We start from the raw sequence: 14,486 nt of genomic DNA on the forward strand, positions 1-14,486 counted from the left end.
TCGTAATTGCATCGTTGCCGGAGGGCAATACCCGGCAGAATTACAGCACCTACTGGCAGAAGGTTCTCGACTACGGATGGTCCGACCGCGCGATCGACGAGCCGACGGTGACCGAGTGCAAAACAATGGTCGAACATTTCCGAGCGACTCGGACCATCCGCCGCAGCGACCGTGGTGGGCGCGGCACTGTGCAGCATGCAATCGCTGCACTGCGCTACTTGTTCCGGCGCGCCGTCGACGATCGGCTCATCAACCATGCCGATGACCCGGCGAGGCGGCTGGCCAAACCGTCATATGCGCGGTCCAGGCGCCGGGCCCTACCAAGCCAGTTACTTCACTGGATCATCGAGGTCGCCGACACGACCGGCGACGACCCTGAACTCGACAGCCTGATAGTCCGATTACATATCGAGACCGCGTGCCGGATATCGGGCGCGCTGTCATTGCGGCCGGAGGACCTCGATCCCACACAATGCGTAGTCCAGTTGCGGGAGAAGGGGGGAACAGTACGGTGGCAGCCCGTGTCACCGAGCTTAATGGCCGAACTCTCTTACCACGGTTCGTCTCGTGGTGCGGTGCCCGGTGAGCGTCTGCTGCGCTACCGCAGCACCAAGCCGATCACCGACCGCCGGTATGCCTATCTGTTCGAGCGGATCGGACAACATGTGCCGACCGTCGAGTCACACGGGATCACTGTTCACTGGATTCGTCATACCACGCTGCGATTTGTCGAACGTAATTTCGGCAAAGCAGTCGCGCAAGCCTACGGCGGACACTTCGATCGGTTCCAGAGCGCAAACGATATCTACACCCGCGCGGGCATCGAGGAAATCGCAGAAGCGCTCGAGCTGCTGACCGGTGAGCCGCACCCGCTCACCGACGGCGGCGATCTGTTCTGGCAGACCTCCGAGAATGCCTCGGTCCTTCGTGCCGACATCGAACCGATGTCGGGACCGATCAGTTTGTCCCGTGCAATATCCCAAGAAATCGCTCGAGCCAACGTCCGGGCTATCACCAAGGGAGACGATCGGTGAAACCTGGCCTCGTCGACAACCTCACCACCACAACCGCTTTCGGCCCAGATCCGCTGGATTCGGCAGAAGAAGTCGAATCTGCGACCACCGAACCCGGACACCTACCACCACGGCGATGGTCTCGTCATGCGCCCGGATTGGCCGAACGTTTCGACCAGGCGCGCGAGCGAATCCTGTTGCAGCACCGTCCCGAACTCTATGAGGTGATGGACGACCGCGAGATCGACGCCGAAGTGCGCCTGCACAAACGGTTGCGTCGCAAGGCGCGCCGTCAACGAGGGCGCGTATTCGGTGCAGAACTCGCTGGACAGAATCGTGATCGCCGCGAAGCCGTACGGGTGCGCCGCGACCAGGAGCGGCAACGCAGGTGGCATGCGCGCTCGAGGGCGAGTCGGCTACGGTACACCAGCGCCGACGCCCAAGAGGCGACCCTGCATCGCAAGGCGACGTGGTCGTCGCTGCGACTCCGCGGGGTCATCGCGGTCGGGTTGGTGTGGTCGGCGATCAATGTCGGGCGCAACCTCGCCCCGACCGACGGCCCGACCGGGGCTTCCTGGTGGATGTTGTGGATCCTGTCCTTCGGCATCGAGGCGATGATCTCGGTGCCGATCCTCGAGATCATGTCCCAAGCCGCTACTGCGGCTCGGCTCAGACAACAGGTCGAACGCACCAGGATCATCGCGTTCGAAGCGACGTTGTTGGTTGCCACGGTCAGCCTCAACTGCGGACCACACGTCGCCGCTGGGCATTTCGGACGCGCCGCCGAATACGCGGTCGCACCGATCATGGTGGTCGTACTGATGTGGCTGCACGCCTGGCTCATGGCTCGCTACGCCACACTGATCGACACCGTCGCCACTTCAGAACACAACAGCGACATCACCACCGACCAGTCCAGTGACACCGATGCCTACCGACACGGCCCTCCTTCCGCCGGACCGGATGAGGCTCGTCTATCCGTGCCCGGCACGACAGCGTTCGATCCCGCACACATCAGCTCACCGGACGCGGCGCTTCGCTACCTCGCACCGGTGACGCCCTCGTCGCATGCCGCGGAATCCGTTGCCTCGCACGACTTGTCCGCTACCGGAACGCTGGTCGACGATGTCGCGGACGCGACACCGATCGTCGATGTCGAACCGCATGACCGCTACACCCGAGTCGCGATCGAGATGGTGCGGACCCGAGCGTCTCAGAAGTCCGTGGCTCACATCGTGGAAATCCTGCGACTGGCCGACCATGGACTCAACGCCAACGCCGTGACAGCCCAAATGAGTCGCGACACCCGAACAGGTTGGACCCGGTCAACGGTCGATCGAATCATCAAGTGCGCCGACACCATCGGATTCCGCACCCTGAATCGACAGGAGGTGTCCGTCATCGCGCGAACGGCATGAAACCCGCCGAATCGCGTTCTCGAAACCTTGACCCGGGTCGATCCCGGGGTCGTGGGGTGCCTCGTCCCTATCGAGGCACCCCACGCCTAAACCGATAACAAAACAAGGGCCCCCAGCTGCGAACTGAGGGCCGAACAACCCGAAGGCTGCAAGTGCTGCGAAGCAGGTCTAAGGGTAGCCCATGCCGTGAGACGACTTCAACCGCTGGCCCCTGTGCCAGCGGTCGCCCAGTCGTATCCACACCTGCGCTACTTCCACTCGAACCATCCACTACAACAACCGATCCCGCACCCGGCCGCCCCAGGGCACAAACGGTTTTCGCCCGCCTGGCACCGCTGCTCGCGGCGCGCCGTTCGATGCGTCTATGGAGCCCTGCGGATAATGGTTATCGCGACCATGCCCAACGTCTGACACGTAAGCTCCCGCACACCCCCGCCGCGCTGCCGCTGTATCAGCGGGGCCGTACTCGGTTGCTGGCATTGGACTTCGACGCTAAACACCACGGCCCCACTACCGTCGACGCCGATGTGGACCGCGCCCTCGCATGGATTACCGAATGCGGTGGCCGTGCCATCACCGACCACAGCACCAGCAGCGGCCGCCACATCCTCATCCCGCTCCCCCTCGGTATCGCGCTCACCAGAGCGCAAGTCGTTCCGATCGTGCGACTGCTGGCCGAGCGTCTGGTCACTCTCGACATCACCCCGATGTGCAACGAGAACTCCGGGTGCATCACCCCACCCGGATCCGCTTGTAAAGAAGGCGGATTCCGCACCCTCGACGGCACCCTCGATGCTGCTGTCGACGCCCTCACCGTCCGCAGTGACCCCAACTTCCTCGGACGACTCACTCTGCTGCTCGGCAGTGCACGTATCGAGCGCGCGCGCACCGCCGCGCGCGATACCGCGCGCACCGTGCTCACTCAGCGCGCAGCGCGTACGAGCACATCGAACGCGCCAGCACCGCTCGACACGGATATATGGGAAGGCAGCGGCGACCACGCGCGACTGCGCGCGGAATACCGCCGCCGAGGGCCGCTACCGCAGGCCACGATCGCGTTCGCGCGCGCGGGCGACGCGCCAGGCGACGCGCGATGGCGCGCACGCGACGGTCGCCTCGATCGTTCCGCCGCCCGGCAATCGGTCTTGGCCGCCGCGCTACTGCGCGGATACAGCCTGACCGATATCCACGCACGCCTCCCCGAGGCCGGCGGTGACTGGGCGGGATTGGCGGCCGCCTACCACCGCTACGGTCACCGTGCACACGACGCGCTGCACCGCGACTGGGCTTCAGCCTGCCGGTGGGCGGCACGAAACGCCCCCGAATTCCTACCAACCGTGCACAAGAAGAAAGAACACACAGGGGGGTGGCAGGGGCACAACGCTTTTCACGCAGAAACCCAAACGCGATGGCTCGCCACCACCACCGCATGGATCGATGCCCACTGGCCGCAATCACCGCGGCGATGGACCATGCACGCCATCTGCCAAGCAATCGCTTACGCGTCCGTCGTCGGCGGTCACGTCGTGGGTAGTGTGCCAGTGGTCGAACTCGGTGGCCGATCCCTGTCGATCATGGCTGGTTGCATGCCGGAAACGACTGTGTGGGAAGCACTCCGCGAACTCCGTGATCTCCCCGGATCACCTCTCCTGCGTACTCGGCGCGCAGCAGGGGTACTCGCCGACCAATACGCATTGGTGACACCGTATCTCGGCGATCGACCACTCGAACCCGACCCCGTCCTGTTGAACCGGACGCGGGTCGAACCCATCCACGAGTCGTGGACGGTCCTGGGACTGCACTGCCGACGCATCTACGAACTCATCACCCATCACGGAGCCACAACGCCCGCCGACGCGATCGCGGGCGCACGCATGGGCCGCACCGCCGGATACACCGCACTAGCCACACTCACAACGATCGGATTGATCACCCACGAACACGGCTCGATCCGAACCGGCCCGACAAGCCTCGACACGATCGCTACCGCCCACGGGCTCGCGAATCGCCGCGCAGAGCGCATCACCCAGCATCGACAACACCGAAACGACTGGCACAGATGGCTAGACCGCCGATTCGGCGCCAACGACAACCCGGTGAACGACCAATACTCCCTCCGACGGAGCCCTGGGGACCAACTGAAACAGCCGACTACACCAAAGCGTTCACAGACCACAACGAAACTTCGGCCTCCCAACGACCGCCACACACAACCCTTCCGCCCCATCCCGGTTCACCGAGAAGATCACACGATCGCCGCGATCGATGAACGATACAAGTCCGACCCACCCCTGGACCGCGGTTAGGTTCAAACTCGCCGTCCGCTACCTGGCCACGATCTATATCGCCGCGATCGACCAATGGCTCCGACACCCGTCAGGGCACAGAACCTAGTCGAGCGGGGCTGCGCGGTCGCGCAGCAACGTTTGTTCGGCGGTGTTGGCGGTGAGGGCGGCGGCGCGGAGGTAGGCGGCGCGGGCTTCGGTCGGGCGGTCCAGGCGGGAAAGGAAATGGGCGCGGACGGCGTGCAGCAGGTGGTAGGAGTCGAGCGCGCCGGTCGTGGCGACCGCGTCGACGAGGTCGAGGCCGGCGGCGGGGCCGTGCACCATGGCTACCGCAACGGCGCGGTTCAGCTCGACGATGGGCGACGGGAAGCGGTCGGCGAGAACGGCGTACAGGCCGGCGACGCGCCGCCAGTCGGTGTCCTCCGGGGTGGCGGCCATGGCGTGAGCGGCGGCGATAGCCCCTTGGAGGGCATAGCGGCCGGGCGGAACGCCGCGCCGCAGGGCCAGGGTGTGCGCCCGGCCGAGGGCGGCGAAGCCGCGACGGATGGACAGCTGATCCCAACGGCTCCGGTCTTGATCGGGCAGCAGCACAAGCTGTGTCGTCGCGTCGCTGCGAGCATGTGTACGGGAGGCTTGCAATTCCAGCAAGGCGGCGAGGCCGAACGCTTCGGGCTCCTGGGGCATCAGGCCGGTCAGGATGCGCGCCAATCGCAGTGCGTCGTCGCACAGTTCGGCGCGCACCCAGTTCTTGCCGGAGGTGGCGGCGTAACCCTCGTTGAAGATCAGATAGATGACCTCGAGGACGGACTCCAGGCGATCCGCCAGCTGCGGACCTGACGGAACGTCGTAGGGCACCTTCTTCTTGGCGATAGTGCGCTTGGCCCGCACGATCCGTTGCGCCACCGTGGTTTCCGACACGAGGTAGGCGCGAGCGATCTCGTCCGTCGTGAGGCCGCCGATCATGCGCAGCGTCAAGGCCACTCGCGCGGGCTGCGGCAACACGGGGTGACATGCGGTGAACACCATGCGTAGCAGGTCGTCCTCGATGTCATCGGCCGTATTCGGTTGTTCCGCAGTCTGTTCGGTGAGCAGGTCATGCCCGAGCATCGGCAATTTGCGGGCGAAGGTGGCGTCGCGCCGGATCCTGTCGATGGCACGGTGTTTCGCGGTGAGCATCAGCCAGCCGCCCGGGTTCGGCGGAATCCCGTCGCGCGGCCACTGTTCCAGCGCCGCCAGGTGCGCGTCTTGTGCGAACTCTTCGGCTGTGGCGATATCACCGACCATCCGGGTCAGTCCCGCCACCAGCTTCGGCCATTCGATGCGCCACGCTGCCTCGACGGCCCGCGCCGCCGGTGAGCGGCCGTCGCCACCAGCGTGCGAACGGCCGCTCACCTCGGGTAACGGCATCGGGTCAAGCCTGGTCGTCGAGTTGGCGGATCTCCAGTTCGATATCCCATTGCGGCCCGTGCAGCCGCAGGAACCGCGAACCCCACTCCATGGCCTCGTCCTGCGACCGGGTTTGCAGCAGGCAGTATCCCCCGATGACCTCTTTGGACTCGCTGAACGGGCCGTCGAGCACGGTCTGCTTGCCGCCGGTCTGGCGAACCCGGGCACCTTCCGCGAGCGGGCGCAGTCCCGCGGTGTCGAGCAGCACGCCCGCCTTGGTCATCTCCTCGAGCAGCTTGCCCATGTCCTCGGCCAATGCGGGATCCGGACCCTGCGTCGGCGCGGCCGTGGGGTCGAAATGGAGCAGCATCAGATAGCGCATGTCCGCATCCTTCCTTATCGGACCTGGTAGCGAAGGTAAACCGCACCCGAACCGAAGGACTTCGACTCCAGCAGGTCGAGGTCCAGTTTCGCCTTGTCGTGGAACAGCGGCGTGCCCGAACCGAGCGTGACCGGATGCACGACGATCCGGAACTCGTCGATGAGACCCATGTCGATGAACGAATGCACCAGCTTCGGGCTGGCGTAGATCGCGATCGCGCCGCCTTCCTTCCGCTTCAGCGCATCGATCTCCGCAGCGACGTCGCTGCCGATCAGCCGGGTGTTGTTCCAGTCGGCCGACTCCAGCGTGGTGGAGCAGACGATCTTGTCCACCGCGTTGACCCACTCGGCGTGCGCACGCTCGTACGGCGAGCTGTCGGCGTTCGGGTGCTGCGACCAGAAACCGAACATCCCCAGGTACGTCTCACGGCCATAGACGGCGGTGTCGAAGTCGGCCTGGATCTGCTCGGCATACGCCATCAGCTCCTCGTCGTAAGCGCGGAACGTGAACTCGAACCCCAGGCCTTCGCCGGAGGAGGCGTAGCCGTCCAGGGTCATGTGCTCGAAAGCCACCACATTGCGCATTGCTCTGTCCTTCCAAGGGTGGGCCGCCTCTCGGCCCGTCACCTACCCCTCGAACAGGGCACCCCCGGAATCGACATCACCGTGGTGGAAGATCTGGGGCGACGTCGCGGTGCCCGCTTCCTTGTGAGTCGGCACGCAACGCGGCGAAGAAGTGTCCCAGGTGATCGAAGACCATCTGCGTGGCCGTCTCCATGCCACAGCCCCCGTGGGCAAGCACGCCGATTGCGGCATCCAAGCAGGTCTTGTAACTCGCTTGATCGTTGCGCCTACCGGACTCAACCGCCTGTGAGAGCAACAGGACGTATTCGCTGTCGTACTGGCGGGTTAGCTCCGCGATCAACTCAGCGGCTTGATGCACCGCCATCACTTCCTCGCTGACAAATACGAACTCCGGCCGCGGACTGTAGGCCATTGGACACCTTTCTGTTTCAGGGCAAGGGAAGTCAGCTCCCGGCGGGCAGGTCAGGGCGCGGCGATCCGATTGCCGCATGTTGTGCCGTTGACGAGTTTTTCCTCTCGCGAACGGGAGAGGATGTCTCCGATATCGCGCCCGAGTTCGGTGATCGTCCACACTCTGGCTGACTCCGAGTTGGTGCTGTCATCGACGAGCTGCCGGGATCGGAGAGAGGTGAGCGCCGGTACTACTGGCTGCGTGCGGGCCAAGCTGGTCGTGGCGGCGAGTTCGGTTGTAGTGCTGCCGTGTTCAGCAGCGGTGAGGACCTCGATGAGCTCGACCTGGAGATCGCTGAGAACGACCCTGACTCGCGATTCGCCGATGAGCGATGCTGCGGTGGGGTAAACGAGGTTTCGCGTCATTGCCGCTCCGGGTGTTCGGTCGTCGGCGAATTCGTCGGCCAGTCTTCGTAGGTGCCGATGCTGCCGTATCCGCCGCTGCAGTCGAGACCTCGGGCCAGTTGCCGCGCCGCTCGCACAGCGATGATGAGCGCGGCACCGGCGAGCACCGCGAAGGCAGCGGTCGCAGTTCGGGTGATCATGTCCGGTGCTCTGCCATCTCGCGGTGCAACATCAGACCCGCCTCGGAACATGCACGCTCACCGCCGATTTCGTCGTTGGTGACCACCAGCACGAGTTCGGGCAGCTGCGCCGCGTACACCACCGTGACTGCGTCGTCGGGATCTCCGCCCGCCTCGACATCCCGGATGATCGGCGTACCGGTGACGGATGGGACGGCAGCCCAGCAGCCCGCAATTGCGCGGCCAATCCCGCGAATTCGGGGCAACGAGTGGCGAATTCGATTGTGGCCGCGTACGCGGCTTCGGCGTTTCGTCGGTGCCGTCATAGCCGCATACACCGCGCTTCGCCCGTGTCGCCGAGAGTTTCCGCGTCGTCGATGGGCGCCGGGGCCGAGCGAGACATCATGGTGCCGTGAGCATGTGGGTCGTTGTCTCCATTTCCATAGGGTCGCGTGCGCGATGTTTGAAAGATCGGTCGTGTAGTCGACCGGCCCGGTCCGAGCGCCGGACCGGTCGACGATTCGATCACGCGGTGTCTCGGTCGTTGGCGCTCGCACCGTTCCAGAGCTGCCGGTATGGCTCGCGGTAATCGCGGGCGAATAGGGCGGCTCCGGGGAGGGCGGGGATGCCGAAGGCGGCGACCAGTTCCGGTAGGGAGTCGGCCAGGATGCTGCGGTGGCGGGTCAGGTCCGTGCAGATCTGTTGTGCCTTGTCGGTGGTCATCCAGCCGTGGGCGGCGTACCAGCCGCCGCTTTGCCAGATCCGGTCCAGCGCGTAGGCGGCGGCAGCGGATCGGAGGAGATGCTCGGCGGTCGGGTCGGTCGCGGTGGACGCCGCCTTGTGCAGCGCGGTCGCGGCGAGCCGTTCCCCGGTCGCGGTCGCCAGTTCGGCGGCCGCGGAGTCCCAGCCCCACACCGGACCGGCCGCACCGAAATCTCCGCGGTGCAGGCCGTCGGCGATGGCGTGTTCGCGGGCGGTCAGCAACTCGATGTGTTGCGGGAGGTCTTCGGGTGTGTCTGGGAGCTGCAGTTCGACCAGAGCGTGGTAGCGCTTTCCCGCCGCGACCTGCATGATCTGGTCGTCGCCCTCGGCGGTCGAGATATTGTCGGCGTTGGCGATCCAGTCGGGAATGTAGTTGCTGCGCAGGGTTCCCTGAGCGCCGGCGCGACGCCGACAGGTGACCAGGATCTTGTAGGCGGCGGCGGACAACAACGGCTTGGCGACCATCGGCCACAGTGCCGACCACTGTGGTGAACCCGTCGCGCGTAGCTCGCGCAGCTGGCGGCCGAGGACGCTGGTCGCCCACACCGCGGCCAGGCCGATAACCAGATCGCGCTGGACCGGGCCACGGTCGATCATCACTGTCTTGCCCGGCCGGCGCTGGGACGCGTAGTTGACCACGCCAGCCAGTGCGGCGCGGGCACTGGCAATGGCGGCGTTGGCCAGGTCCAGGCGGCCGTCGCTGAGCACAACAATCGTGTGGTCGAACCGTTTTTCAAGCGGCACTTCACATTCGAACGCACCGTCACGGCCGATGCATGCCCAGTCCCCGCCCAGCAAGGCCCGTCGAGGAATCAGACAGTCGGCAGGGTCGAACCACATCATCGCGTGATCCATGGCCGCACCAACCTTGTCCGACAACGCCGCCACCCGCACGCCAGGGGCCAGCCGTCCCCCCGCATCGCGCAGCGGCACCAGGAACGGGAGCACTCCTTCGTCACGGCCGCCAATTTTCAGACGCGCTGTCACGACAACCACTTTTGGGGTCTTCGGGTCTGCGACGTTGGGCATGAACTTCGCGGCGTCGACATCGGGTGTCGCCAGCCGAAACCCGCCAGCGGCAGCGTCCCAGGTAGCGGTCGTGCAGCAGTTGGACCCATTCGTCCCACCCAGCTCGGTCAACGCCAGCACTCCCACCGCCTTACCGGTGTCGAGATCAGCAGCGCAACGCCGCACGTACTCCGACTCGCCCCCCGATGCGGCCACTGCGGGGCCTGCCAGATTAAATTGCCCGCTCGAGACCGTCAACACTGCTGGTGCGGCGACGGCGGTCCACTCGAAAGTGATGCCGCGCAGATGCGGATCGTGGGCGATGTCGAGTGCGGACCCGCCCATCTCGGCGATCATCGCGCGCAGCAGATCCGGTGTGCGAGTGGCCTGTTGTGCCTGCGTCTGCCCGGATGTCGGTACGTACCCTACCGCGAGCACTGCGTCGCGTACCCGTTCGTGCACGGGGCCGTCGGAGCCGACCAGCACCGCACGCAAGGCATCGACCACGGGATCGGCGTCGACTGGTTCGATTGGCGTGACCATGGGATGGGTTGTCATGGCTTCCCCTTCGGGTTCTACTGCCGGCGACGCACTCCTCGCGCGGGGTTTGCCGAGTTGCGTATCACCGAATTTCTTTGTGCTGCACGACCTTTCGTGTCAGACCGTGCCGGGTGCTTGTGGTAGTGCCGGGATGGATTCCATGTCGGCCGCAGGTCTGCGGACCAGACCTACCGCGCATAGGGCGTCGTCGTGGTCGCTGATCCAGTACCGGTCGATCGCGTTCAAGACCGCGAAAGCCTGTGCCGGATGCCAGGATTCGCAGAGTTCGGCCAGTGAGGCGAAGTGCACGCCCCACCGCTCGCCGTGATGGGGATCTTGAGCGGCCCGAGCCTGGACCTCCTCTGCCATACGTCGGCCCGGCTCCGGCAGCCACGAATCGTCGGCGTACGCGACGGGACCTTCGAAGACATCGCAGAGGGTCAATGCCTGTGCCTCGGTCAGCGTGATGGTGGCCAGCTGGCGGGCGAAGAACGCGACAGCGTGAGCGTCGAGTACGGGATGCCGAACCGGACGGTGGTGGTAGATGGTGCTCATAATCTTTCCTAGACGTGGATCGGCAGCGGCCGGGACTTGGGGAAGATGACGGGAAGCTCGGTCAGCGCGCGATGGAATGGGCCTGGCCGCCAGGCCAGCTCGGTGGGATCGACCGTGAGATGCAGGTCGGGCAGGCGGTCCAGGAGTTCGTCGATGGCGCCTTCTGCCATCAGACGGGCCATGACGCGCGCGGGGTTCGGGCATGCGTGCGGGCCGGACCCGTAGGCCATGTGTGACCGGTTGCCGAGGTAGTGGCCGGTGTTGATCTCAGGGCTGTCGTTGATCGCGGCCATGCTGGTGACGACGGGCTGATTCGCGGGCAGCCACACGCTGCCGACACGCTGACCGGCGGGCAGCCACACATTCTCGATGCGCCGGGGTTGTCGTGGATAAGTGATGCAGTAGTTGGCCATCGGCGTGTTGATGAACAGGGTTTCGTCGATGGCCGCACTGGTCGAGGGAGGCAAGCCACTCGCTGTGCTGGCGGTGAACCGCTCGCGTTCGCTCAGCAACAGCAGCAAGGTGTTGGCGATGAGGTTTTGCGGCACCTCGATCGCCGCCGACACGATGGTCAACAGCTGCTGCACCATCTCGTCGTCGTCTAGACGAGCAGGATGTTCGACCAGCCGAGACGCGACGTCGTCGCCGGGGGCGGCGCGTTTGTTGCGGGTCAGTTCCCGCAACGCCTCGTCGAACATCTGGTTGACGGTGTCGGTGTCGCGGCCGTCGAACAGCGCCGCCGAGGCGGCACCCAGACGTGCTGCCAACTCGGGCGTGCACCCCAGGATGGTGGTGACCACTCCGAATGCCACCGGCCCGCAGTACTGACCCAGCAGATCGGCGCCCCCGTCGCGGCAGAAGGTGTTGACCGCCGCCCCCGCGGTTCGTTCCACAAGTTGTTGTAGAGCGTATTGGTTGATCCCGGCCAGTCCGGCAGTTGTCGCCTCACGGTATCGATCGTGTTCTTTCCCGTTGCTGCGCAACGAGTTCGACCGCCATTCCATCATGGTGTAGACGTCCCACTTGCGGCGCTGGGTTTCGGGCACCGTCTGCTGCCAGGCGCGCGGGTCGGCGGAGAAATGCTCGGAGTCGTTGAGGATGCCGATCGCGGTGCGATAGTCGATGACCAGTGTTGCGTCCAAGCCGGAGGCGAGCTCGACCGGCACCAGCGCTCCGTATTGGTCGCGCATCTCGTGGTATCGGCGCAGCGGGTCGATGACGAAATCGGGTGTGTAGATCGGGATTCGGGGCCCGAGGTCCTCGATCGAGACACCGCCGGTCGTGCCGGTTTGCGCGAATGTGTGCGGCTGCACAGCGGAAATCTCCTACTAGGTCAGCGGAAGCGGCAGTGACGGCGGGAAGGTGACCGGAAAAGTTTTGAGCGCGCGGCGGAACGGGTTCGGTCGCCACTGCAATCGGTCAGCGGGTGTGGCCAGCGCGATCTCTGGTAGCGCGTCGAGTAGCTGGCCGACGCCTTCTCCCGCGATGAGCAGGGCCTCGGATTGGGCTGGACATTCGTGCGGGCCAGCGCCCCACCCCAGATGGGAGCGGTTGCCCGTGCGGTCGCCTGTGACGGACCGGTTGGCTGCTGCCAGGCTGATCAGCACGGGTCGATGCGGCTGCAGCGTCATGCCGTCCAGGGGCTGTATCCCCCGCGGAAACCGGGGGCTGGCGATGGCCAGCGGTGGGTTGTTGAACAGGGCTTCGTCGATCAGCTCCCGGGTCGGCAACGGTTGTGCCGCAAGATCGGCGGTGATCGCTTCCAGCACCGTGATGCAGATCAGGTTCCACGTCAGTTCGGTCCCCAGCGCGTACAGCATCGCCAGCGCGTGCGCCACCTCGATGGAGGACAGCTTGGAAGGGTGCGCCAGCAGCCACGTGGCCACATCGCTGCCGCGGTGAGTCCTTTTGACTTCCACCGCTTCCTGCATCGTTTCGATCAGTAGCTGGTGCGCCGCGGCAGGGTCGACCGAGTCGTACAGCGCTGCGGTCGCGGTGAATGCCTGTCGGGCCGTCTCGGGCGGCAACCCGAGCACGGCGTCGAGAACGGTCACGGTGAGCGGGATCGCGTAGTCGTGCAGCAGGTCTGCCGTACCGGCGGCGCAGAACTGGTCGATCAGTGCTTTCGCGGTGGTTTCGGCCGTGTGGCACAACGCGTACTGGTCGATGTCCTTGAGGCTGTCGGTCACCGCGCGCCGGTAGCGGGTGTGCTCGGTACCGTCGGAACGCAAGGCGTCGGGCCGCCAGCTCAGAAACGGCAATGCGGGACAGTCGGGTGTGACAGTGTCCTGCCAGCGGCGGGGATCGGCCCGGTAGTGGTCGTCATCGGGCAGGATCAGTCGTGCGATCTCGTGGTCAAGGACCAGGTCCGCTTCCACACCCGGTGCGATCTCGACCGGGACCAGCGACCCCTGGTGCTCGCGCATCGCGCAGTAGGTGGGGTGCGAGTAGACAGTGAACCATGGCTCCCATATCGGCACCGGTGCGGCCGCGTCGCCCGGCGGGTGTGGCTTCCCGGTGCTCACAGATGTTCGCCTTTCATCATGATTGGGTTGCGCGCGCTCGTGCACCCTTGGGCCGCGCGCGGATACGTTGGCGCTCATCGTGGAGACATCACGCGGCGCGTTCGGCGAGCACATGTTCGACCAATGCACGCAGCGCTGCCGTTGCAGCGCAAGGAGCGCCGCTATCCGTAGCGGCGTGTCCGACGACGCTCGTCAGCAACATCCAAGCGCCCACCTCAGGCGCCACAGCCGGATCCACCCCCGCCTCGCCTATAGCCCTGTCTATGAAATCCGTTGCTATACACCGGATTTCACGCAGCCGGTCACGAGATACGGCCCCTGGTGCGGCGGCGCCGAGATCGAGTTCGAGCCGCACCCATCCAGGGTGCGCGGTCGCGAACAGTACCCATGTCGAGATGGTGGCGACGAGTTGATCGTGGTCGCGGACCTGGTAGCGATGCACATGGGCATCAGCGCGGAGAAATAGCTGCTCCAGCACGGCGTCGGCGAGGGCAGGTTTGGACGCGAAGTGCCGCGCGATCGCACGGTGGGTGAGTCCGGCGCATTCAGCGATCCGCTGAAGCGACACCGCGGCATAGGAATCGCTGAGAAACAGATCAGTCGCGGTGACCAGCAGACGCTGACGGGTCAGTTCGGAACCGCGGGCGCGTGCGGTACTCGTTGTGAAGGGTGCGCTCATGTTCGACGTGCCTTACTGGTTGCGAGGGCAATGCGGTGCTGTGAGCTACGCGAGCGGGCGTAAATCCTCCGCCCAAGACCGACCCAGCTGTCTACGCTCCGCATGGGATGTGGCATGGGGCGCAAACACCATGCGAGGAAGTCAATTTCAGTCGACGGACAATGGTCCACCAGACGGCCACAGCAGCATCCAGCACCGGCGGACGGCGACTGCCGTTGTCCCAGTTTGTCTTTCGGGCGGATTCGGCCGGCTCCGTCAGCCATGGCGGCATTGACGGCTGGCCTGCCTGGGAGAAGATGTTCGCGTGCGCGTCGGTATGAGCGACGTTCCGGGCGATCAGTTGATTCATGGCAAGGGAATGGGTGGTCATCCGGT

15 protein-coding genes are annotated in these 14,486 nt (G+C 65.3%); 3 read left to right on the forward strand and 12 right to left on the reverse strand.

Features of this window, described 5'->3' with window-relative positions:
* Positions 1-218: 218 nt before the first annotated feature.
* From ACQP2D_RS26745 to ACQP2D_RS26755, 3 genes are all read left to right on the forward strand, one after another.
* The gene (locus ACQP2D_RS26745; protein WP_433678670.1) at positions 219-1,034 is read left to right on the forward strand and encodes a tyrosine-type recombinase/integrase; all 816 of its coding nucleotides are present in this window, start codon (positions 219-221) and stop codon (positions 1,032-1,034) included.
* Positions 1,031-2,431, forward strand: a complete 1,401-nt coding sequence (locus tag ACQP2D_RS26750; RefSeq protein ID WP_433678671.1) for a hypothetical protein — start codon at positions 1,031-1,033, stop codon at positions 2,429-2,431. Before ACQP2D_RS26745 ends, ACQP2D_RS26750 begins: the two co-directional genes overlap by 4 nt.
* Before the next feature lie 479 nt (positions 2,432-2,910).
* Complete coding sequence (locus tag ACQP2D_RS26755) at positions 2,911-4,737, forward strand: hypothetical protein (RefSeq protein ID WP_433678672.1); 1,827 nt, start codon at positions 2,911-2,913, stop codon at positions 4,735-4,737.
* Positions 4,738-4,821: 84 nt separating this feature from the next.
* Here ACQP2D_RS26755 and ACQP2D_RS26760 read toward each other — a convergent pair whose 3' ends face one another.
* The 12 genes from ACQP2D_RS26760 to ACQP2D_RS26815 form a co-directional block, all read right to left on the reverse strand.
* A complete protein-coding gene (locus ACQP2D_RS26760) occupies positions 4,822-6,123 on the reverse strand; it encodes an RNA polymerase sigma factor (RefSeq protein WP_433678673.1) in 1,302 nt (433 codons plus the stop codon).
* Positions 6,124-6,127: 4 nt separating this feature from the next.
* The gene (locus ACQP2D_RS26765; protein WP_433678674.1) at positions 6,128-6,484 is read right to left on the reverse strand and encodes a YciI family protein; all 357 of its coding nucleotides are present in this window, start codon (positions 6,482-6,484) and stop codon (positions 6,128-6,130) included.
* 14 nt (positions 6,485-6,498) lie between these two features.
* Positions 6,499-7,068, reverse strand: a complete 570-nt coding sequence (locus tag ACQP2D_RS26770) for a dihydrofolate reductase family protein (RefSeq protein ID WP_433678675.1) — start codon at positions 7,066-7,068, stop codon at positions 6,499-6,501.
* A 76-nt stretch (positions 7,069-7,144) separates the two neighbouring features.
* Complete coding sequence (locus ACQP2D_RS26775; protein ID WP_433678676.1) at positions 7,145-7,480, reverse strand: hypothetical protein; 336 nt, start codon at positions 7,478-7,480, stop codon at positions 7,145-7,147.
* A gap of 50 nt (positions 7,481-7,530) precedes the next feature.
* Positions 7,531-7,884, reverse strand: a complete 354-nt coding sequence (locus ACQP2D_RS26780; protein WP_433678677.1) for a hypothetical protein — start codon at positions 7,882-7,884, stop codon at positions 7,531-7,533.
* Entirely contained in the window at positions 7,881-8,063 is a 183-nt protein-coding gene (locus tag ACQP2D_RS26785) for a hypothetical protein (protein ID WP_433678678.1), read from the reverse strand. Before ACQP2D_RS26785 ends, ACQP2D_RS26780 begins: the two co-directional genes overlap by 4 nt.
* The gene (locus ACQP2D_RS26790) at positions 8,060-8,308 is read right to left on the reverse strand and encodes a hypothetical protein (protein WP_433678679.1); all 249 of its coding nucleotides are present in this window, start codon (positions 8,306-8,308) and stop codon (positions 8,060-8,062) included. Before ACQP2D_RS26790 ends, ACQP2D_RS26785 begins: the two co-directional genes overlap by 4 nt.
* Before the next feature lie 259 nt (positions 8,309-8,567).
* Entirely contained in the window at positions 8,568-10,370 is a 1,803-nt protein-coding gene (locus ACQP2D_RS26795; protein ID WP_433678680.1) for an acyl-CoA dehydrogenase family protein, read from the reverse strand.
* 99 nt (positions 10,371-10,469) lie between these two features.
* The gene (locus tag ACQP2D_RS26800; protein WP_433678681.1) at positions 10,470-10,907 is read right to left on the reverse strand and encodes a hypothetical protein; all 438 of its coding nucleotides are present in this window, start codon (positions 10,905-10,907) and stop codon (positions 10,470-10,472) included.
* 8 nt (positions 10,908-10,915) lie between these two features.
* Positions 10,916-12,220: a cytochrome P450 gene (locus ACQP2D_RS26805; protein WP_433678682.1), complete on the reverse strand. Its 1,305-nt coding sequence runs from the start codon at positions 12,218-12,220 to the stop codon at positions 10,916-10,918.
* 15 nt (positions 12,221-12,235) lie between these two features.
* Positions 12,236-13,432: a cytochrome P450 gene (locus tag ACQP2D_RS26810; protein ID WP_433678683.1), complete on the reverse strand. Its 1,197-nt coding sequence runs from the start codon at positions 13,430-13,432 to the stop codon at positions 12,236-12,238.
* An 88-nt stretch (positions 13,433-13,520) separates the two neighbouring features.
* Positions 13,521-14,111, reverse strand: a complete 591-nt coding sequence (locus tag ACQP2D_RS26815) for a TetR/AcrR family transcriptional regulator (protein ID WP_433678684.1) — start codon at positions 14,109-14,111, stop codon at positions 13,521-13,523.
* Between the last annotated feature and the right edge of the window lie 375 nt (positions 14,112-14,486).

This window comes from Nocardia sp. CA-119907, from assembly GCF_050955995.1.
GTDB lineage: Bacteria > Actinomycetota > Actinomycetes > Mycobacteriales > Mycobacteriaceae > Nocardia.